The 20,351-nt window shown below is 67.9% G+C and carries 21 protein-coding genes; 10 read left to right on the plus strand and 11 right to left on the minus strand.

Going from position 1 to position 20,351, the window contains the following annotated elements; all coding sequences use genetic code 11:
* The first annotated feature begins 89 nt into the window (after positions 1 to 89).
* The 4 genes from pgfA (at position 90) to AU185_RS18360 (ending at position 3,747) form a co-directional block, all read left to right on the plus strand.
* Positions 90 to 1,286: a cell envelope lipid trafficking protein PgfA gene (pgfA, locus tag AU185_RS18345; RefSeq protein WP_059098756.1), complete on the plus strand. Its 1,197-nt coding sequence runs from the start codon at positions 90 to 92 to the stop codon at positions 1,284 to 1,286.
* A 35-nt stretch (positions 1,287 to 1,321) separates the two neighbouring features.
* Positions 1,322 to 2,998 (plus strand): MmpA family trehalose lipid delivery protein, encoded by a 1,677-nt coding sequence (locus AU185_RS18350; protein WP_502687735.1) that lies wholly within the window; start codon positions 1,322 to 1,324, stop codon positions 2,996 to 2,998.
* 99 nt (positions 2,999 to 3,097) lie between these two features.
* Positions 3,098 to 3,331 carry a FitA-like ribbon-helix-helix domain-containing protein gene (locus AU185_RS18355; protein WP_059098757.1) on the plus strand — a complete coding sequence of 78 codons (234 nt, stop codon included), beginning with the start codon at positions 3,098 to 3,100 and terminating at the stop codon, positions 3,329 to 3,331.
* On the plus strand, positions 3,328 to 3,747 hold the full coding sequence (locus AU185_RS18360; RefSeq protein WP_156425578.1) for a type II toxin-antitoxin system VapC family toxin: 420 nt from the start codon (positions 3,328 to 3,330) through the stop codon (positions 3,745 to 3,747). Before AU185_RS18355 ends, AU185_RS18360 begins: the two co-directional genes overlap by 4 nt.
* Here AU185_RS18360 and AU185_RS18365 read toward each other — a convergent pair.
* Positions 3,731 to 4,891, minus strand: a complete 1,161-nt coding sequence (locus AU185_RS18365) for a glycosyltransferase family 4 protein (protein ID WP_059098759.1) — start codon at positions 4,889 to 4,891, stop codon at positions 3,731 to 3,733. The two genes, AU185_RS18360 and AU185_RS18365, sit on opposite strands and share 17 nt — an antisense overlap.
* Positions 4,892 to 4,925: 34 nt before the next feature.
* Here AU185_RS18365 and AU185_RS18370 point away from each other — a divergent pair, with 34 nt between their 5' ends.
* Both AU185_RS18370 and AU185_RS18375 read left to right on the plus strand, forming a co-directional pair.
* On the plus strand, positions 4,926 to 5,714 hold the full coding sequence (locus AU185_RS18370; protein WP_059098760.1) for a class I SAM-dependent methyltransferase: 789 nt from the start codon (positions 4,926 to 4,928) through the stop codon (positions 5,712 to 5,714).
* Between the two features lie 14 nt (positions 5,715 to 5,728).
* The gene (locus AU185_RS18375; protein ID WP_059098761.1) at positions 5,729 to 7,204 is read left to right on the plus strand and encodes an aldehyde dehydrogenase; all 1,476 of its coding nucleotides are present in this window, start codon (positions 5,729 to 5,731) and stop codon (positions 7,202 to 7,204) included.
* 54 nt (positions 7,205 to 7,258) lie between these two features.
* Here the strand turns inward: AU185_RS18375 and AU185_RS18380 are convergent, their stop codons facing one another.
* Positions 7,259 to 9,094: an acyl-CoA dehydrogenase gene (locus tag AU185_RS18380; protein WP_059098762.1), complete on the minus strand. Its 1,836-nt coding sequence runs from the start codon at positions 9,092 to 9,094 to the stop codon at positions 7,259 to 7,261.
* Positions 9,095 to 9,349: 255 nt separating this feature from the next.
* On the opposite strand from AU185_RS18380, the gene AU185_RS25380 reads away from it, so the two are divergent.
* Together AU185_RS25380 and AU185_RS18385 are read left to right on the plus strand one after the other, a co-directional pair.
* Positions 9,350 to 9,487, plus strand: a complete 138-nt coding sequence (locus tag AU185_RS25380) for a hypothetical protein (RefSeq protein WP_172800164.1) — start codon at positions 9,350 to 9,352, stop codon at positions 9,485 to 9,487.
* 71 nt (positions 9,488 to 9,558) lie between these two features.
* Positions 9,559 to 10,131: a TetR/AcrR family transcriptional regulator gene (locus AU185_RS18385; protein ID WP_059098812.1), complete on the plus strand. Its 573-nt coding sequence runs from the start codon at positions 9,559 to 9,561 to the stop codon at positions 10,129 to 10,131.
* On the opposite strand, the gene AU185_RS18390 is transcribed toward AU185_RS18385, so the two are convergent.
* From AU185_RS18390 to AU185_RS18420, 7 genes are all read right to left on the minus strand, one after another.
* Positions 10,107 to 10,649 (minus strand): dihydrofolate reductase family protein, encoded by a 543-nt coding sequence (locus tag AU185_RS18390; RefSeq protein WP_059098763.1) that lies wholly within the window; start codon positions 10,647 to 10,649, stop codon positions 10,107 to 10,109. The two genes, AU185_RS18385 and AU185_RS18390, sit on opposite strands and share 25 nt — an antisense overlap.
* A gap of 1 nt (position 10,650) precedes the next feature.
* Entirely contained in the window at positions 10,651 to 11,568 is a 918-nt protein-coding gene (locus tag AU185_RS18395; protein WP_059098813.1) for a helix-turn-helix domain-containing protein, read from the minus strand.
* 68 nt (positions 11,569 to 11,636) lie between these two features.
* The gene (locus tag AU185_RS18400; protein WP_156425579.1) at positions 11,637 to 12,491 is read right to left on the minus strand and encodes an arylamine N-acetyltransferase family protein; all 855 of its coding nucleotides are present in this window, start codon (positions 12,489 to 12,491) and stop codon (positions 11,637 to 11,639) included.
* Between the two features lie 65 nt (positions 12,492 to 12,556).
* Positions 12,557 to 12,886, minus strand: a complete 330-nt coding sequence (locus tag AU185_RS18405; RefSeq protein WP_059098764.1) for a DUF8129 domain-containing protein — start codon at positions 12,884 to 12,886, stop codon at positions 12,557 to 12,559.
* Positions 12,887 to 12,897: 11 nt separating this feature from the next.
* The gene (locus tag AU185_RS18410) at positions 12,898 to 13,104 is read right to left on the minus strand and encodes a hypothetical protein (RefSeq protein ID WP_059098765.1); all 207 of its coding nucleotides are present in this window, start codon (positions 13,102 to 13,104) and stop codon (positions 12,898 to 12,900) included.
* A 39-nt stretch (positions 13,105 to 13,143) separates the two neighbouring features.
* Complete coding sequence (locus AU185_RS18415) at positions 13,144 to 13,926, minus strand: crotonase/enoyl-CoA hydratase family protein (RefSeq protein ID WP_059098766.1); 783 nt, start codon at positions 13,924 to 13,926, stop codon at positions 13,144 to 13,146.
* 118 nt (positions 13,927 to 14,044) lie between these two features.
* On the minus strand, positions 14,045 to 15,277 hold the full coding sequence (locus AU185_RS18420; protein ID WP_059156996.1) for a protein kinase domain-containing protein: 1,233 nt from the start codon (positions 15,275 to 15,277) through the stop codon (positions 14,045 to 14,047).
* A gap of 111 nt (positions 15,278 to 15,388) precedes the next feature.
* Between AU185_RS18420 and AU185_RS18425 the strand changes: the two genes are divergently transcribed.
* Entirely contained in the window at positions 15,389 to 16,198 is an 810-nt protein-coding gene (locus tag AU185_RS18425; protein WP_059098768.1) for a lysophospholipid acyltransferase family protein, read from the plus strand.
* A gap of 52 nt (positions 16,199 to 16,250) precedes the next feature.
* On the plus strand, positions 16,251 to 17,540 hold the full coding sequence (locus AU185_RS18430; RefSeq protein WP_059098769.1) for an alpha/beta hydrolase: 1,290 nt from the start codon (positions 16,251 to 16,253) through the stop codon (positions 17,538 to 17,540).
* Here AU185_RS18430 and AU185_RS18435 read toward each other — a convergent pair.
* Together AU185_RS18435 and AU185_RS18440 are read right to left on the minus strand one after the other, a co-directional pair.
* The gene (locus AU185_RS18435) at positions 17,530 to 18,945 is read right to left on the minus strand and encodes a WS/DGAT/MGAT family O-acyltransferase (RefSeq protein WP_059098770.1); all 1,416 of its coding nucleotides are present in this window, start codon (positions 18,943 to 18,945) and stop codon (positions 17,530 to 17,532) included. The two genes, AU185_RS18430 and AU185_RS18435, sit on opposite strands and share 11 nt — an antisense overlap.
* 26 nt (positions 18,946 to 18,971) lie before the next feature.
* A complete protein-coding gene (locus tag AU185_RS18440; protein ID WP_059098771.1) occupies positions 18,972 to 20,195 on the minus strand; it encodes an alpha/beta hydrolase in 1,224 nt (407 codons plus the stop codon).
* Positions 20,196 to 20,351: the final 156 nt, after the last annotated feature.

Genomic DNA, 20,351 nt, shown 5'->3' on the forward strand with positions numbered 1-20,351 from the left:
TTGTGCTGTTAGGGTCAAACGGGTTTTTGCGGGCGTACCACGGGACGACGAAGCCGCGGACGCGAGGAGCGGGATATGGGAGGCACGGTTTGAACCGCGCAGTGGCGCTGCGTATTGCGGCGTGCGGGATCTTGGGGCTGGGTGCCGCCCTGCTGATCGCCGCGCTGTTGCTGTCCACCTACACCCACAGCAAGATCGCCAAGATTCCGCTGGACCTCGATGCCACGCTGATCAGCGAGGGCACCGGGACCGCGTTCGACCCGGCATCGCTCAACTCGGCCAAGTTCGTCATCGACCGCGACGTGCCGATGGCGATGCAGGAGCAGATCTCGGTGGAGTCCCCGTCGAACGCCGACGTGGTGACCCTTCAGGTCGGCAGCTCACTGCGCCGAACCGACAAACAACAGGACACCGGCCTGCTGCTGGCGATGGTCGACACCGTGACCGTCGACCGCAGCACCGCCGAAGCGGTGTCCAGCGAGAGCAATCCGGGCGGCGCGGTGCAGAAGCCGCGCGCCATCGACGACGACAAGCCGCCGACGAACATCGCGCTGCCGCACGAGGGGCTGGCCTACCGGTTCCCGTTCGACACGGAGAAGAAGACCTATTCCGTGTTCGACCCGATCGCGCAGAAGGCGTTCGACGCCAATTACGACGGCGAGGAAGACGTCAACGGCATGACCACCTACCGGTTCAGCCAGAACGTCGGCTACGACGCGGACGGCAAGCTGGTCGAGCCGGTGAAGTACGCCTCGCTCTACGAAGACGACGCCGACAGCGAGGTAACCGCGCGCGCGGCGATGTGGGGAGTGCCCGGTGAGCCCGACGAGCCGATCACGATGTCGCGGTACTACGCCGCGCAACGCACCTTCTGGGTCGATCCGGTGTCCGGGACCATCGTCAAGAAGGACGAGCACGGCTACCACTACTACGCCCGCGAGCCGCTCAAGCCCGAGGTGACGTTCGTCGACTACAAGGTCTCGTACAACGAGGAGACCGTCGAATCCCAGGTCGCCAGCGCCAGCGACGAGCGCGACCGGGTCGCGCTGTGGGGCCGCATCCTGCCGATCACGTTCACCGCGATGGGCCTGGTGCTACTGGTCGGCGGCGCGCTGCTCGGCTCGTTCAGCCTGCGCGCGGAGTCAGCGCTGATCGATCCGGGGCTTGACGAGGCCGACCACGGGTTCTTCGACACCCAGGGCATCAAGGTGCCCGGCGCGGAAGCCAAGACCGAGAAGATTCCGACGTCCAGACCGCCCGACCTGCCCCCGGACAGACCGGTCTGATCACGCGTCTGACCGCGCCGTTGCGGGCGCAGTCGCTGGTGGCTCGCTTCGTGCCGCCCGCCCTCCCTCCGGCCTATGCGCTGGTGCTCGTCCTCGCCGTGACGGCGCCCCTGCTCGCACCGGGGTACCTGCTGTTGCGTGACGCGGTGTCGACGCCGCGTTCGTACGTGTCCGACGCCGCACTGGGGTTGTCCGAGGCGGCACCGCGTGCGCTGCCGCAGGACTTTTTCGTGGCGGTCGCGTCGTCGGTCGTCGACGGCGGAGTGGTGGTCAAATCGCTGCTGATCGCCGGGTTGTGGTTGGCGGGCTGGGGCGCGGCCCGGCTGGCCGCAGCGGTGGTACCCGAATCCGGGGTGGCCGGTCAGTGCGTGGCGACGACGATCGCCGTGTGGAACCCCTATGTCGCCGAACGCCTTCTGCAAGGCCACTGGAGCCTTCTCGTCGGCTACGGATGCCTGCCGTGGGTGGCCGCCGCGATGCTGGCGATACGGACTCGGCCGTCGTGGTCGGTGGCGGCAGGTCTGGTGTTCTGGATCGCGCTGGCCGGGCTGACTCCGACCGGGCTGATGCTGGCGGCGACCGTCGCGCTGGTCTGCGCTTTCGCGCCCGGCGACGGGTGGCCGCGGTGGCGGTGCGCGATTTTCGGGATGGGCGTGGCGGTCGTCGCGGCGCTGCCCTGGCTGGTCGCGGCGATGGTGGCGCGGTCGTTGGAGTCGTCGCAGGCCGACGGGGTCGCTGCGTTCGCGGCGCGGGCCGAACCCGGGCTCGGGACTCTGATCAGCCTGGCCGGGCTGGGCGGTATCTGGAACGCAGAAGCGGTACCCGCTTCGCGCACACCGCTTTTCGCCGTCGTAGGCACCGCGGTGTTGCTCGGTGTCGTGACGTTGGGTCTGCCGGTGGTGCTGCGCCGGCGGGCCGCGGTACCGCTGCTGGTGCTGGCCGCCGTCGCCCTGGTGGTGCCTGCGCTGATGGCCACCGGGCCCGGACTCGCCCTCGTCGAGGCGGCGATCCGCGCGCTGCCCGGCCTCGGAGTGATACGGGACGGGCAGAAATGGGTGGCGTTGGCGGTGCCCGGGTACGCGCTGGCCGGAGCGGCCGCGGTGCTCACGACGCGACGCTGGCTGCCCGCGGCGGCGACGGCAATGGTCTGTTGCGCGGCGCTCATCGCGACACTGCCGGATCTGGCGTGGGGCGCGGGCGGCAAGGTTGCGTCGGTGCAGTATCCGCCGGGGTGGGCGACGGTCGCCGAGATGATCAACGCCGACCCGCGCCCAGTGGCCGTGCTGGGGGTGGACAGCATGCGCCGATTCGACTGGGCGGGTGACGCGCCCGTACTCGACCCGTTGCCGCGGTGGGTTCGCGCCGAGGTGCTGAGCACCGGCGACCTCCAGATCGGCGACCGGATCGTCTACGGGGAGGGGCAACGCGCGCGCGAGGTGCAGGAGATCCTCGTCGAAAGCGCCGACCGCGACGCGTTGGCCGATGCCGGCGTCGGGTGGGTCGTCGTCGAATCCAGCGGCGCCGCAGAGCATTTGCCGTTGCCCGTGGCGTATACCGATGATGAGCTCACGCTGTACCGGATCGGTGGCTCGTCGCCGGGGGCGGACGGGCGCGGCGTCGTGCTGGCCGCGCACCTGGCGTGGCTGGCGATTCTTCTGGTCGGTGGGGGCGCCGCAGTCGTCACGGCAGTTCGAGGCCGTCGGGGCCGTTGAAGTCGCAGGCGATATCGCTTGCACCGCGGGCCGTACTACGGAAAATGAGCTCCAAGCGATCTGCCTGCAGATTAGCAGCAATACAGCTAAACTGCAGGGATGGTTGCCATCACCATCCGTGACATCCCCGACGACGTGCGCGACGAGTTGGCTGTCCGGGCGGCCAGGGCCGGAAAGTCGCTTCAGGAATACCTGCGCGGAATGCTTGTCGAAACCGCCGCCAAACCGACAGTGCAGGACACTCTCGCCCGGGCACGAGCGCGCGTTGCGACAACCGGAAGCCGACTCGACGCGGCGACGATCCTCGCCGACAAAGATGCGGATAAGCGTTGAGATTGCGCGTCGTCTGCGATGCCTCCACGATCCTGGCCGCTCTACTGGACTCCGGCGACGACGGTCGATGGGCGACCGCCAAGATCAGCGAGGGAGATCTCTACGCCCCGACACTTCTGCCGTTCGAGTGTGCCAACGTCATGCGACGACAAGAACTCGCCGGAACGATCACGCCCGACCAAGCCGCACAAGCGCATACCGACCTTCTCGACCTGGCGATCGAGTATTGGCCCTACGACTTGCTTGCCGATCGAATCTGGGAACTCCGGGAGAATCTGTCCAGCTACGACGCGGCATATGTCGCACTAGCCGAGACGCTGGACGCGACCGTCGTCACCCTGGACCGTCGTATCGGCGGTGCGCCGCGCCTGAGGTGCGAGATCGACACGCCGCCTCTGCCTAGACGACGCCGCTGAGGTACTGCCCGCGGTGCACCGACTCCAGCACGGCGCGCATGGCCGTCGCGCTCTGCTGCCAGGAGAACTCACCGCAGCGCACATGTGCCTTGGCTCCGAGTTGCTCGCGCAGCACCCGATCCGACAGCAGCTCACCCAGGCCGTCGACCAATTCGTCGAAGTCGTCGACCAACAGACCGGTCACCCCGTCGACGATCGAATCGGTCAGGCCGCCGGAGGCCCGGTAGCCGACCGTGGGCACCGAGTGCTGCCCCGCCTCGATGACCGCCAGCGCCCAACCCTCTTTCCGCGACGGCAACACATGCACCCAGGACTGCTGCAGCACACGATGTTTCGTCTCGTCATCGACGTGCCCGTGGAACGTCACCGCGTCGGAGATGCCGAGCAGCGCGGCGTGCTCGACGAGCCGCTGCTCCCACCAACCGCCGCCGACGACGTCGAGCGTCAGATCCGGAATGCGGCGCCGCAGCGCCGCGACGGCTTCGAGCGCGTCCTCAATCTGCTTGTGCGGCACCAACCGCGACAACACCGCGACCCGCGGTGTCGACGCGCGCGCCACGGTCAACGTCGACGCCGGCGCCTCGTCGAGCCCGTTGCGCACCACCGCGATCTGACCGGGCCGCACGCCCAACGCCGCCAGGTCTCGCGCCGACGGCAGCGACACGGTCACATACTGATTGCGCCGGTGCGCCCGCGGCGACAGCTTCGACTCGACAAACCAGCCGATCCGGCCGATGACCGCGCCTGCGACCGGCCACTGCTCGCGGTGGCAGTGGTGCACGAGCACAGCGGCTCGACGCCCGTAGGCGAGCCGGGCCATGAACGGGATGCCGTTCTGCGTGTCGATCACCACGTCGGGCCGCACGCGCCGCAACGGCCCGAGCCCGATGCGGGCCAACACCATCGCCAACCCCGCCCAGATGTAGACGGTGTAGCGCCCGCCGCCACGGCTGACCCGTACCCCGTCGACGACCTCGCGGCGCGGTGCCCCCGGATAGCGGGCGGTGCGCAGGGTGACCTCCACACCCGAAGCGACCAACTGGGCGCCGATGCGCTGCAGGTAGGCCTCGCTGCCGCCGCCCTGCGGGTGGCCGGTGTCGCGCCAGCACAGCAGCAACACCGATCGGAGGGGGCGGTCAGACATCCGCCCCAGCCTAATGGCTGCGTAGGGTCGCGCTGTGGTCACCGACCTGTTCGCTCGCCGCGCGACGCTGTCGCGGTCGCTGCGCCTGCTGAGCGAATTCCGCTTCGAGCAGCGTGACCCGGCCCGGTTCTACGGCGCGCTCGCCGAGGACACCGCCACGATGGTCGCCGACTTGTGGCATGGCGTGAACGGCTCATCACCGGCCGGCCGGACCGTGCTCGACGTCGGCGGCGGACCGGGCTACTACTCGGAATCGTTCAGCGGCAGGGGGCTTCGGTATATCGGCGTGGAACCCGATCCGGCGGAGATGCACGGTGGTCCCGCGACGACGACGGCCGCCACGTACGTGCGGGCATCCGGGATGGCGTTGCCGTTCGCCGACGCCAGCGTCGACATCTGCCTGTCGTCGAATGTCGCCGAGCACGTGCCACAGCCATGGCGGATGGGGCGCGAGATGCTTCGGGTGACCAGGCCCGGCGGGCTGGTGGTGCTGTCGTACACGGTGTGGCTGGGCCCGTTCGGCGGCCACGAGACCGGCCTGTGGCACTACCTCGGCGGCGCCCGCGCGGCGCGCAGATACGCCCGCAAGCATGGCCATCCGGCGAAGAACAACTACGGCTCGTCACTGTTCGCTGTGCATGCGCGCGACGGGCTGCAGTGGGCGGCGAGCACCGGATCCCTGGTCGCCGCTTTCCCCCGCTACCACCCGCGATGGGCGTGGTCGCTGACGAACGTCCCGGTGCTCAGAGAGTTCCTGGTGAGCAATCTGGTGCTGGTCTTGAGGCCGCCGACTGGAACAGGTTCTACTTTCGCCGGTTCGTAGGTAGTGTGACGGGCATGACACAGAGCACCGCGTTTCGGACCGAGTGGGACAAGCTGTTCATCGGCGGTAAGTGGGTCGAGCCGTCGTCGCCTGAGGTCATCGAGGTGCATTCGCCGGCGACCGGCGAGCTCGTCGGCAAGGTGCCGCTGGCCGAGGAGGCCGACGTCGACGCCGCTTGCACAGCCGCCCGCAAGGCGTTCGACGAGGGCCCGTGGCCGCAGATGTCGCCGCAGGAGCGCGCGGCCGTGATCGGCGCCGCCACCAAGCTGATGGAGGAGCGCGGCGACGAGCTGAAGTTCCTGCTGGCCGCCGAGACCGGCCAGCCGCAGACGATCGTCGACATGATGCAGTACGGCGCCGCGATGTCGGCATTCCAGTACTACGCGGGCGCCGCGGACAAGTTCGCCTGGAAAGAGATCCGCGACGGCATCTACGGCCAGACGCTGGTCGTGCGGGAGCCGATCGGTGTCGTCGGGGCCATCACCGCCTGGAACGTGCCGTTCTTCCTGGCGGCCAACAAGCTCGGGCCCGCGCTGCTCGCCGGCTGCACCGTCGTGCTCAAGCCCGCCGCCGAGACGCCGCTGTCGGTGTTCGCGATGGCCGAGATGTTCGCCGAGGCCGGCCTGCCCGAGGGCGTGCTGTCGATCGTGCCCGGCGCCGCCGAGACCGGCCGCGCGTTGACCGCCAACCCCGAAATCGACAAGTACACGTTCACCGGCAGCTCGGCGGTCGGCAAGGAGGTCGCCAAGATCGCCGCCGATCGGCTCAAGCCCTGCACACTGGAGCTGGGCGGCAAGTCGGCGGCCATCATCCTCGAAGACGCCGACCTCGACTCCACGCTGCCGATGCTCGGCTTCTCCGGCGTGATGAACAGCGGCCAGGCCTGCGTCGCGCAGACCCGCATCCTCGCGCCGCGGTCGCGTTACGACGAGGTGGTCGAGAAGATCGCCAACTTCATCTCGGCGATGCCGGTCGGACTGCCCGACGACCCGAACGCCGCGATCGGCCCGCTGATCAGCGAGAAGCAGCGCGAACGCGTCGAGAGCTACATCAAGAAGGGCGTCGACGAGGGCGCACGGCTGGTCACCGGCGGCGGGCGTCCCGACGGGCTGGACAGCGGCTGGTTCGTGCAGCCGACGGTGTTCGCCGACGTCGACAACGCGATGACGATCGCCCAGGAGGAGATCTTCGGTCCGGTACTCGCGGTGATTCCCTACGAGACCGAAGAAGACGCGATCCGCATCGCCAACGACTCGGTCTACGGGCTGGCCGGCAGCGTGTGGACCACCGACAACAAGAAGGCCCTCGAGGTCGCCTCGAAGATCCGCACCGGCACGTACGCGGTCAACATGTACGCGTTCGATCCGGGCGCGCCGTTCGGCGGCTACAAGAACTCCGGTATCGGCCGCGAGAACGGGCCCGAGGGCATCGAGGCCTATGTCGAGCACAAGAGCGTGCTGCTGCCGTTCGGCTACACCCCCGAGGACTGAGGCCTCTTAGCGCGTTCCTCTGACTTCGTCGTGGGCCCAGCTCGCCGAAGTTGGTCAGAAGGCCCCTTCGGGTAGGTCCATCACCTCGAGGCCGACCTTCTCGACGATGCCGCGCCGGGCGCGCAACGGCGGCAACATGTTCTCGGCGAAGAAATTCGCGGCGGCGACCTTGCCGGTGTAGAACGCGCGGTCGCTGTCGGAGACATCGCCGTCCATGGCCGCCAGCGCGATCTCGGCCTGGCGCAACAGCAGCCAGCCGATGAACAGGTCGCCGACCGCGAGCAGGAACGGCACCGACTCCAGGCCGACGCGGTACAACTCGCGCGGGTTCTCCTGCGCGGAGATCAGGTATCCGGTCAGCGTTGCCGTCATGGTCTGCACGTCCTGCAGTGCGGTGGCCAGCAGGGCGCGACCATCCGCGAGTTCGGGACGCGCGGTTTCGCTGGCGATGAACCGCTGGATCTGATCGGCCACGTGCGTGAGCGCCGCGCCTTGGTCGCGGGCGATCTTACGAAAGAAGAAGTCCTGCGCCTGGATTGCGGTGGTGCCCTCGTAGAGCGAGTCGATCTTGGCGTCGCGGATGTACTGCTCGATCGGATAGTCCTGAAGGAACCCCGAACCGCCCAGCGTCTGCAGCGATTCGGTCAGACACTGGTACGCGCGCTCGGAGCCAACGCCTTTGACGATCGGCAGCAGCAGATCGTTGACCCGGTCGGCCATCTCGCCGTCGGCACCGGAGACGATCTGCGCGACGACGCTGTCCTGATGGGCTGCTGTGTAGAGGTAGAGGGCACGTAGCCCCTCGGCATAGGACTTCTGCGTCAGCAGTGCACGGCGCACATCGGGGTGGTGCATGATCGTCACCCGGGGCGCGTTCTTGTCCGTCATCTGGGTCATGTCGGCGCCCTGCACCCGGGTCTTTGCGTAATCCAGCGCGTTGAGGTAGCCGGTCGACAGCGTGGCGATCGCCTTGGTGCCCACCATCATTCGGGCGTACTCGATCACTTTGAACATCTGGGCGATACCGTTGTGGGTGTCGTTGACCAGCCACCCCACCGCGGGCACGCCGTGTTGGCCGAAGGTCAGCTCGCAGGTCGCCGACACCTTCAGCCCCATCTTGTGCTCGAGACCGGTGACGAAGACTCCGTTGCGTTCGCCGATTTCACCGCTCTCGGGGTCGAAGTGGTACTTCGGCACCAAGAACAAGCTCAGCCCCTTGGTGCCCGGCCCCGCGCCTTCGGGCCGGGCCAACACCAGATGGAAGATGTTCTCGAACAGGTCGTCGGTGTCGCCGTTGGTGATGAACCGCTTCACCCCGTCGAGATGCCATGTGCCGTCGGGCTGTTGGGCGGCCTTGGTGCGGGCGGCGCCGACGTCGGATCCGGCGTCGGGCTCGGTGAGCACCATCGTCGCGGCCCAGTTGCGCTCGACCATCAACGCGGCCCAGTGGCGCTGATCCTCGTTGCCGATGTCGTTGAGGATGTCGGCCATCGTCGATCCGGCGTGGTACATGAACACCGCCGGTTGGGCGCCCAACGGCAACTCGTTGATCGCCCACTCCACGACTGCCGGGGCCGGTACTCCGCCGATCTCCTCGGCCATGCCGACACGGAACCACTCGCCCTGATGCCAGGCCTGAAACGACTTCTTGAACGCTTCGGGCAGGGTCACCTCGTGGGTGGCCGGGTCGAACGTCGGCGGATGCCGGTCACATTCGGCGAAGGACTCGGCGACCGGACCCTCGGCCAGGCGGGCCGCCTCGTCGAGCATCTGCCGCACCGACTCGCCGTCGAGGTCGCCGAACTCGCCGGTCGCCAGCGCCTTGTCGAGGTCCAGCACCTCGAAGAGATTGAACTCCAGATCGCGCACGTTGCTTCTGTAGTGGCTCATGACGAGCGCCTTTCCCTCTCCGCGTCGAGCCCGAGCGTAGCCGTCCGGTCATGCCCTGACCTGCACTTCGCGCGGAGAATCCGGGGCACGACGGGATTATGGCCTAGTCCATAATCGGCCGGTTCGACGTGCAGATGGCGTCCGGCCGCCGGTCGGCTACCTGCGTACCCACCGCGCACATGTGATGCGGAATACATCCATTGCCTCGGTGTGTTCCTGCTTTTATGCTGATTGTCATAGACAGGGAGGCGCCCGATGTGGGTCATTGAGGTCAACTTCGCCGGTTACCGCTTCACGCATCACGCGCATGACCGCCGTCGGCCGATCCTCCGGTTCAGCCCACGCGCCCACGGTTGGCGTTCGGCGCTGATGCGTCGCACACCCGCAGCCTGACCACTTCCCTGGAGGTTGTTCTGACATCCGCCACGACCAAAACCAACAACCGGGTTTCGACGCGCACCAAGATGTTGATCACCGCGGCCGAGGTGCTGCGGGAACGCGGTGCTGCCGGGGTCACCATCGACGAGGTGCTGGCCCGCAGCGGCGCACCGCGCGGGTCGGTCTACTACCACTTTCCGGCGGGCCGCAACCAGATCCTGACCGAGGCCCTTCAATACGCCGGTGAGGAGATCACCGAGGTCATCGACGAAGCCGCGGCCAAGGGCGGCATGTATCTGGTCCGCAAGTTCGTGGTGTTCTGGAAAGAACTGCTCGTGGAAAGCGATTTCGCCGCGGGCTGTCCGGTGGTGGCGGCGGCGATCGGGTCCGCCGACGACGAACCCCGGCTGACGACCGTCGCCGGAAGCATTTTCGGCCACTGGCGCGATGCGCTGACGCGCGCGTTCGTCGCCGACGGTTTCGACCAGGCGCAGGCGTCCTCACTCGCGATCACGTGCATCGCCGCGCTGGAGGGGGCGGTGGTGCTGTGCCGATCCACCCGCACGGTGGACCCGCTGCGCGACGTCGCAGAGCAAATCGAATTCCTCATCAGGTCAAGGGAATTCATCCGTCGCTATGGTGTTCCCGACCGGGGGTAGGCCGTCTTCCACCGGGCGCAGACGAACTCCCTGTTGACCGCCGCCTCGACCAGAACCCATTCCGAACGCACCGGCAGCACCGGTGAGCCCGCGCCGAGCGAACAGGGTGCGTAGCTGACGATCATCTCGTCGATCAGGCCCGCCGACACGAACTGCCCGGCTGTTTCACCTCCCCCGACGACCCAGACATCCTTACCCGCTGCGGCGTCGACCAATTCGGGGTGTAGTTCGGCGACGTCGCCGGCGAAGGTCCGTACCGGGTGCCCGCCCTCGACGATGTGCGGTCGTTGTGTCAGTACCCAGGAGGGCTGCTCGTACATCCAGTCGCCCGGATGGTTGCGCACGATCCATTCGTAGGTTGTCGAGCCCATCACCACGGCGCCGATCGTGGCGATGAACTCGTCGTAGTTGAATGGCCCGCTCGAATCGATGTCACGGGAGGTCAGCCAGTCCAGGCTGTCGCGGTCGTCGACGATGTAGCCGTCCATACTGGACGCGGTGTAGTAGACGGTCGCCAAATCAGTTGCCCCGCATCCATTCCAACGGGTCACCGCGGTGGGTATCGATGCCGTGGCGGCCCAGCATGGAGCGGGCCAGCCCGCGTCTGAGGGCTGCGTATTCGAGGACATGCGCGACGATGCCGCACAGCTGAAACGATTCGGGCGGATCACACAACGCATCGATGACGGTGTCGCCCATCCGACCGTCGGCCGCATACTCGGAAACCATTGCACTCCAGCGCTTCCCGATGTCGGCGTGGTGCCCGGCCAATTGCTCGGGCGAAGTAGATTCGGGCCGGGTCACCGCCCGGTCCGGAAAATCGTGGCCCGCGATCGTGGCCAGCCAAACCTGCTTCGTCCAAACGATGGCGCCGAGCACAGCGCCGACGCTGGGTTCGGAACCGTCCCAGTCCAGGATCACCTGACGCGGCGAGATCTCTTCTGTCCACTGGTGTTCCGTCAGATTGGTGGCCTGGTCGATGAGGTAGGCGGTGTCGGCGATGTCGTGCGCGACCATCAGTTGGGAGATGTCGGGCTCCTTCGTGTCACCGGCGTTGTCCAGCCACAGCGAATGCGGTGGATGGAAGTGCAGGCCGTTGGGCGCGCTGACCCGGAACGCCACGTCGGCCGCCTTGGACGGCGGCACGCCGAAGGTGCGCCGGAAGGCTCGTGAGAACACCTCGGCCGACGACCATCCTTCGTCGGCCGCGACGGCGGCCACTCGCTCACCGCGCTGCAGGCGCCAGGCAGCGCGCTCGAGCATGATCCGGCGCCGCATCGCGGCGGGCGATTCGCCGGTCAGCCGGCGAACCTCCCGTGAGAAGTGGAATTCCGAGGCGTGGCTGCTGCGGGCCATCTCCCCCACCCCGCTGTTGTCGGCGTCGACGACCGCGTCGAGCAGTTCGCGCAAGCGGTCACGGTGTGATGGCTGGCCCACGCTCACCGAGTATGGTCGCGCCGCGCGCGGAAAGACATGACAATTTTTGCTCCGTTTCCCGCTGCGTTCTAGCGGTCGAGGACTTCGTGGATGCGTGCCTCGACGTCGCGGTGCTCGCCGAGGTCGTGCAGATCGATTCCGAAACGGTCGGTGAGCGTGGTGAGGACGTCGGCGGCGGTGTCGAACCGAACTCGTTCGGTGCTCCCGCCGCTGTGGATTGCCAGGTTGCGTCCCCGCAGGTTCCACCGGGCGTCGTCGGTGATCAGCGCTGCCGACAGGCCGGTGACGAAGCCCGACTCGGGATGCGTTGACACGTACCAGCTTCCGACTTCGAGATCGATCTGAGGCTGCGGTCGGGTGTCGAACGTGTACAGCGGCTGCCGCGCGCCACGGATCTCGGCTTCCAGCAGGTAACCGTCGACGTGGTTACGCAACCGGTAGGGCTCATGGCGGGTGGTCTGCACGGGTCCGGCTTCCAGCCGGATCGGCGATGAAAGGGTCTGCCCGCCGAAGCCGACGTCGACCAACCACGGTTCGTCGTCTCCGGGAACACGTACCGAGAGCGCCTCGTGGGTCTGCGCCGGCAGTGCGTCGGACTGATTCATCCACACCACCCGGCCCGCAAGCCGTTGCACGCCGTAGCCAAGCTCGGCCAGCACGTATCCCATGAGCCCGTTCTGCTCGTAGCAGTACCCGCCGCGTCGGCGGGCCACGAGTTTGTCGGCGAGCGGACCCACGCTGAGGTCGGCGACCGGAATGCCGAGCAGGGGGTCGAGGTTCTCGAAGGGAATCGACCGGTTGTGCGCGGCGATCAGGCCGCGCAGCGTATCCAGCGTCGGCTGCGTCGATCCGGTGTATCCGATGCGGCCGAGGTAGGCCGCGATGTCGAGGCCCACGTCCAGGCCCGCCGGCGAAGATGTCATGCAGACAATCCTGCGACCTCAACGGCGGTTCAGGTCAACACCGGGCAAGGCCGACGGTGAAGACCTCAGGGCTTGCCGCGCGCCGGCGTCTGATTCGCGACGCCGTGCCGCAGCGGGGTGTTGGCCTCCGCGGCCGTCGACTCCTGCACCGGCGAACCGCCCGGCGTGGCGCTGACCCCGGGTGCGTTGGCCGGATCCCCCGGAGACGGCTCCGCGCCGTGGGTCAACTCGTTGAGCCGCGCGTGCAGCACCTCGAGCACCGGAATCCGGTTGCCGTGCTCGGTCTCGTGCTCGAACACCGCGCGCAGCGCCGGTTCGTCGAGCCCCCGGATGCGGTGCCGCAGCTCGGTGATCGGCAGCTGGTCGTAGTCGGCAATCGGCAGGTCGTGCGCCATGCGCTGTCTCCTTAGAGGTGGGGAAGGCCGTCGGTTGGCGATGGAACGGCGCTCGCCGGTCCGTCGGCGCGTCCGCGGTACCGCATGACCAGCGCCGCAACGGCGCCGATACCGGCGAGGGCCACTGTCGGCCACAGCGCGGCCTGCAACAACCACAGTCGCCGCTGTGCTCTGAAGATGCGCTTCTGCGCGTGCCGCGCCCGGGTCAACGTTTCCACGTCTACCCGGTTGCCCCGGGCGGCGGCCGGAGAAACCCGTCAGGTGCCCGTCCACTTCGGCGCCCGCTTCTCGGCGAACGCGATGGCGCCTTCCTTGGCATCGTTCGACATGAAGACAGGCGCGAAGATCTCGACCTGCTTCTTCCACATCTCCTGGGAGTTCCAGTCGCGGGATTCGACGATGATCCGCTTGGTCGCCGCCACCGCCAGCGGTCCGTTCGCGGTGATCTTCTCCGCGAAGGCGATCGCCGCCTCGAGCGCCTGACCGGGCTCGGCGAGCACGTTGACCATTCCGAGGTCGTGGGCGCGCTGGGCGGACAGGCTCTCACCGGTCAGCGCGAGTTCCATCGCGAGGCCATAAGGGATCCGCTGCGGCAGTCGCAGCAGACCGCCGCCGCCGGCCACCAGGCCACGCTTGACCTCGGGAATGCCGAACGCCGACTCCTTCGACGCCACGATCAGGTCGGTGGCCAGCGCCAACTCGCAGCCACCGGCCAGGCAGTAGCCCTCGACGGTTGCGATCAGCGGCTTGGCGGGCGGCCGCTCGGTGAAGCCCAGGCCGCGACCCTCGATGGCGACGTTCTCGCCGCGCGCGAACGCCTTGAGGTCCATGCCCGCGCTGAACGAGCCGCCGGCGCCGGTCAGGATGCCCACGGACAGGCCCGCCTCACCGTCGAGGCGGTCCATGGCGTCGGCGAGGCCACGGCTGACGTCGGCGTTCACCGCGTTGCGGGCCTGCGGCCGGTTGATGGTGATGATCAGGATGCGGTCGCGCTGTTCGACCAGGACGGCTGGTTCGGTGTTGTCACTCACGCGGCTGATCGTAACGGCCCGGGAAAACTCAAGCGGGCGCGCTCCGGTGTGAATCTGGCGACGCTTTTCGGCGGGATTCCGTCGCCAGATTCACAACCGGGCCGGTAGCCCGGGCGGCGTGAACCCGTCAGTCGTCCTTCTTGCCGTTGCCCTTGCCGTTGCCGCCGCCTTCGTTGCCCCTGTTGCCGTTGCCCCGCCCCTGCTCGCCTTTCTTGTCTTCCTTGGGTTTCTCGAACACCGGTGACGCGGACGTCGGCGGTGGAGGCGGCATCGACGTGGGCGGTGGAGGCGGGGGTTGCACCGGCGTGCTGGTGCTGATCGGTTGTGGCGGTTGGGTGCTCGATGACGGGTCCAGCGCGAGCGCCAAGCCGGCGACGACGAAGGCCACGAACCCGGCGGCCGCCAACAAGAGCTTGCGTTCGCGGCTCAGCGGGCGCCGACGCGGCGCCGGAGCGACGTAGTAGTTGGCGGACGGCGCGATTGGTTGGGCGAGCACCTTGGTCGCCGGTCGCGAGGCGGACGCCGGCGCCGGTCCCAGAAGCAGCGCGGAGGGAGAACCCGTCAGCGCGGCGCGCATGTGCTCCGCGCTGCCGAACCGCTGGCTCACGTCGCGGGCCATGGCCCGGTCGATCGTCGCGGCCAGCGCCGGGTCGAGGTCCGGGCGTATCGCGCTGATCGGCGGAGGCGGCGTGTCGAGGATGGCATGCAGCAGCGCGGCCGGGTTCTCCTGAGGGAACGGCCGCTGCCCGGTGAGCGCCTCGTAGCCCATCACGCCGACCGCGTACAGGTCGTCGGCCGCCGACGCCGGCGCACCTGCGACCCGCTCCGGGCTCATGTAGGCCATCGTTCCGACGAGTTGACCGGTCGCCGTGAGGGCGGCGCCCGCTGTCTTGGCGATACCGAAGTCGGCGACCTTCATCGCGCCGCTGTTCGGGGCGATCAGTACGTTGCCGGGCTTGATGTCGCGATGCACGATGCCCGCGGCATGCGCGCAGCCGAGCGCGCCGAGCACGTCGTCCAGCATCGCTCGGACCCGTTCCGGCGGCATCGGACCCAGCGCGATGTCGTCGTGCAGCGTCCGTCCGGGCAGGCGCTCCATCACGATGAACGGGGTGCCGTCGTGCTCACCACAGTCGTGCACCGCGACGATGTTGGGGTGGTTCAGCGCCGCGGCGGCGCGGGCCTCGTCCTCGAACCGGCGACGCATGTGGGCGTCGGCGTTGAACGCCTGGTACAGCAGCTTGATCGCCACCGGGCGCTGCAACCGGGTATCCCACCCGTCGTGGACCTCGGCCATCCCGCCGCGACCGAGCACGCCTCGCAGTTCGTAGCGGTCCGCAAGGAGGTCGCGGCCGTCCATGCCGAATAAGGTAGCCGTAGCCGCGCAGAGGCAAACCAGCGCCGTTTGGCTTGCACAGCGGCAGTCGGCTAAACTAGAACACGTTTCAGTTTTCGATCCGGAGGAGATCCGATGGCCGCCACCGACACAGAGCCGTCGCAGCTCACCAAGTGGGATCCGAAGCTGACCGAACGCTTCATGGGCGTCACGCGGCCATTCCTCAAGCGCTACTTCCGTTCTGAGGTGCGCGGCCTGGAGAACCTGCCGGCGGGCGGGGCGCTCGTGGTGTCCAACCACTCCGGCGGCATGCTGCCGATGGATGTGCCGATCCTGGCCGCGGACTTCTACGCGCACCACGGCTACGACCGCCCGCTCTACACGCTCAGCCACGACATGCTGATGGTCGGCCCGACGGGCGAGTTCTTCCGCAAGATCGGCTACATCAGCGCCAATCACCGCAACGCCGACGAGGCGCTGCGCTCGGGCGGACTGGTCGTGGTGTTCCCCGGCGGCGACTACGACGTGTACCGCCCGACATTCTCCGAGAACGTGATCGACTTCGGCGGGCGCACCGGTTATGTGAAGGCCGCGCTGAACGCCGGTGTGCCGATCGTGCCGACCGTCGGCATCGGCGGGCAGGAGACGCAGATCTTCCTCTCGCGCGGAACCTGGCTGGCCAAGCGGCTCGGCCCGATCGCGCGCCTGGCCCGCGCGAAGATCGTGCCGATCTCCTTCGGCTTCCCGTTCGGGCTGTCGCTGGTCGTTCCGCCCAATATCCCGCTGCCGTCGAAGATCGTCATGCAGGTGCTTCCGCCGATCGACATCGTGGCCGAGTTCGGCGAGGACCCCGACGTCGACGAGGTCGACGCTCATGTGCGCCGCGTGATGCAGCGCGCGCTCGACGAACTGGCCACCGAACGCCGCCTGCCGGTGCTGGGCTAGCGGGTGGTCGCCGATGTTTTGCCGGCCGTCGCCCGGGCTATGACGGACCTCGATGCCTAAACGCCGCTATCCGCTGCTTCGTGCAGCGGCCGAACTCGCCAACGCTGCCAACGGAGTTCAACCGCTCGGCCGCGAGGGTTACATCACGCTGCCGGTGTTCGCCTTCGGCTGGGCCACCACCGAGATGTCGCCGGTGTACATGGCGGTCTCGATGCTCGACGCAGTGCGCCGCGGCCTGCGCGGTGACTTCCGCGGCGCTCGGGGCCGAATAGCGTTGGTACTGACCGCAATCGCGTGGGCGCTGTTGGGGCTGATCCACTACCGCAACGTCAAGTCGCAGCCATACTTCGAAAAGCCGCTGCGCGAGGCATTGGGCGAGGACTACGAGCGCGTCGCGAACAAGTCGCAGCCGGCTCGGCGACGGCGGGCGCAGATCGGCGTCTGGCCCCACGACCTGATCAGGCGCCGGTACGTCGAGAAGGCCAACACCATCCAGTACGGCCCACACCGCCGCGTCAACCGCGCCGATATCTGGCGCCGCCACGACCTGCCCCGCGACGGCAAGGCCCCGGTGCTGCTGCAGGTGCCCGGCGGCGCATGGGCCATCGGCATGCGGCGGCCCCAGGCCTATCCGTTGCTGGCCCACATGGCCGAACGCGGGTGGGTGTGTGTCTCGATCGACTACCGGGTCAGCCCGCGGCACACCTGGCCCGCCCACATCGTCGACGTCAAGCGGGCGCTCGCGTGGATCAAGGAGAACATCGCCGACTACGGCGGTGACCCCGACTTCGTCGCGATCACCGGCGGCTCGGCAGGCGGGCACCTGTCCTCGCTCGCCGCGCTGACGCACGATGATCCACAGTGGCAGCCCGGATTCGAGGACGCCGACACCTCCGTCGTCGCCGCCGTGCCGCTCTACGGCCGCTACGACTGGGTATCGGCGAAAGGCTCCGGCCGCAAGGAGTTCATCGGGTTCCTGCAGAAGTTCGTGGTCAAGAAGCGCATCACCGAGCACAAGCAGATCTTCGTCGACGCCTCGTCGATCATGCGGTTACGTCCTGATGCACCACCGTTTTTCGTGCTGCACGGCCAGGACGACTCGATCATCCCCGTGCAGGAGGGCCGCGAGTTCGCCGAGGCGCTGCAGAACGTGTCGACGTCGACGGTCGCCTACGCCGAGATCCCGCACGCACAGCACGCGTTCGACTTCTACTACGGATCGCCGCGGGCGCACTACACCGCGCAGGCGGTCGAGAAGTTCCTGTCGTGGGTGCACGCCAGGTACACGCGAGCCGGCGAGCCCGTCGACGCCGCGGCTACTGCAGCGCCGCTCAAGCCATAGCCGACTCGATCACCGTCAGCTCGTCGGAAAGCCCTGCAGCGCGGCGGATCTCGATGAACGCCTCGACCATCGCGTCGGTCAGCTCGTGCGGGTCAGCCAGCGTGGCGCCGTCGGACAGCACGGAGATGTTGAGCTGGTCGACGTAGCTCCACACCGTGATGTTCAACCCGCTGCCGGTGGTCAGTGGACCGACGGAGTAGATCTCGGTGACCAGCGCGCCGCCGACGCGGCCGGGCTCACGCGGACCGGGCACATTCGAGATCGGCAGGTTCAACACCTTGTTCTGGCCATCCTTTTCGGCCAGCCAGTGGAACAGCCGCTCGGCCGGCGCGGGCGGAAAGTACGCCGACCACCGGCTCACCAGCTCCGGCCCCATCAGGTGGTGGGTGTCCTTGGCGTCGCTCGCGGCCTCGTGGACGGCACGCACCCGCTCCAGCGGGTCAGCGAGCTGGATCGGCACCACCATCATGACGCCGGTGAAGCAGTTGCCGGAGATGCGATCCGCTGAGAAGTCGAAACTCACCGGCACAGAGGCCAACAGCGGATGATCGGCGTGTCCGTCGTACTTCAGCGACAGTCCGCGAAGCGCGCCGGCGGAGATCGCGAGCACCATGTCGTTGATCGTGACGCCCAGCTGCTTCGCCGTCTCCTTGACGTCGGCGAGCGCCAGCGTGGTTGTGGCGAACTTGCGCTGGGCGTCGACCCTGTGGTTCATGAACGACGGCGGGGGCGTGAACGGCCGGGTGAGCTCGGGCGAGAACTTCTTGGCGCTCCTGCGCACCCGCTGAATGCCCTGCGCCGTGTAGCGCATGACGCCGGGCAACCGGCCGATCTGCCGCATGTGGTCGGCGAACGCGGTTCGCACCAGCTCCGCGCGTCCCGGTGGCGGATCGGTGGCGTACGAGTCGCGCTCGGCCTGCGGGCCGGTCTGTAGGTCCATGCCGCGGGCCAGCAGATTCGCCGACGCCACCCCGTCGGCGAGGGCGTGGTGGATCTTGCCCAGCACCGCGATCCGGCCGTTGGCGAGGCCCTCGATGAAATACATCTCCCACAACGGCCTGCTGCGGTCCAGCGGTGTGCTGGCGATCCGGCCGACCGCCTCGTCGAGTTGCCGGCGGCCGCCGGGACTGTCCACGCGGTATGGACGCACGTGGTACTCGAGGTCGACCTCGCAGTTCTCCCGCCACATCGGGTGGTGAAACTTGAACGGGATGTCGACCAGTTCATAGCGGAACGGGTCGAGCTTGTAGAGCCGCCCGTGGATGACATGACGGAACTCGTCGATGCCGAACTGCCGGCCGCCCAGTTCGGACAGGTCGATGACCGCCAGCTTGAGCGTGTGCATGTGTACGGACGGCGTCTCGCTGTACAGCAGCACGGCGTCCCAGCCGCTGAGCCTCTTCACTTCGCCACCCCCCTGTCCGGAGGTGCCTATATAACCTCTTTGGCGCCGATCAGCGACCGGTTTCGGTGAATCTGGTTGAGGAACAGGCCGATTGCCGTCGCCACCGAGCCGGTCCTGGCCCCGTCAGTCATGTCGAACGCATGACCCGCGCCCGGCAGCTCGAGGTAGCTGACCACCGACCGGGATACTGCGCGCATCCGTTCGACGAACGCGCGGGCCTGGGCGACCGGGATGACGCTATCGCCGCTGCCGTGCACGACCAGGAAGGGCGGGGCGTTGCGGTGGACTCGGGCGATCGGCGACGCCTTGCGGAAGACGTCGGGGTGGTCGGCGAGTTTGCGCTTGACCACTACGCGCTCGAGGAAGTCGACGAACCGCACCCGCTCGACGGTGGAGCGATCCTCCCAGTCGTAGCGGCCGTAGATGGGAACGACCGCGTCGACGGACGTGTCGGAGCCCTCCGGCAGTTCGGCCTGCAGTTCGGGATCGTTGGGCGTGAGGCCGGCGAGCGCGGCCAGGTGCCCGCCCGCCGAGGTGCCCGCGACCGCGACGAAATGACGGTCGCCGCCGAACTTGTCGACGTTGGCCCGTGCCCACGCGATCGCGGTCTTGACGTCGGTGATGTGCGCCGGCCACGGGTGATGCGGCGCGACGCGGTAGTCGATGGACAGGCACACCCAGCCCTGCTGGGCGAGGTGGCTCATCAGGGCGTAACCCTGCAGCAGTCGGCTGCCGTGGACCCAGGCACCACCGGGCACGAAGAGCAGCACAGGTGCTGGCTCAGACGGCAGTTCCTCGGGCCGCCACACATCGAGCAGTTGTGACGGCCGCGGACCGTACTGCACGGAGGTGCGGTACACGCTGCGGCGGTGTTCGCGAATGTTCCACAGCGGCGGCACCGATTGCGGTGCGGGCCAGTCGATTGCGAGATCCTTGGCGTTGATTACACCGCGCAGCGCGGCCTCGGCGATGGCGTTGGTGCTGTTGCGCTCGGACCGCTTGAGTTCGGCGCTGCCCGGATTCAACCAGGACTTCGCGGTCGCGTTCAGGAAGTCGGGCAGGTGGCGGTAACCCCACACCCCCATCGCGGTCGCGGCGCCAAGCGGCTCAAGGTGTTTACCGATGACGGGCAACGACGCCGAAGCGACACTCATCGCCATCATGTAGTCCGACGGACCAGCGTTGAGCAACCACCGCGCACGCGTCCAGAAAGTCGGTCCTGGGTAGCGGGGCTCCGGTCGTTCGGCCATTGCGCGACTGTACCCCCGCGCCCGGTGCCGAAACGACAACATTCGGGAAGTGTCTACGCGTGACATTTCGCATCGAAATTGTGACGGCCATCACCTATACCGTGACCTGCGCGTTCGGGCTAGCTTTGGTCGACGACCGTCAAGCAGATGAGGACT

Source organism: Mycobacterium sp. GA-0227b (assembly GCF_001499855.1).
In the GTDB taxonomy this organism is placed as follows: domain Bacteria; phylum Actinomycetota; class Actinomycetes; order Mycobacteriales; family Mycobacteriaceae; genus Mycobacterium.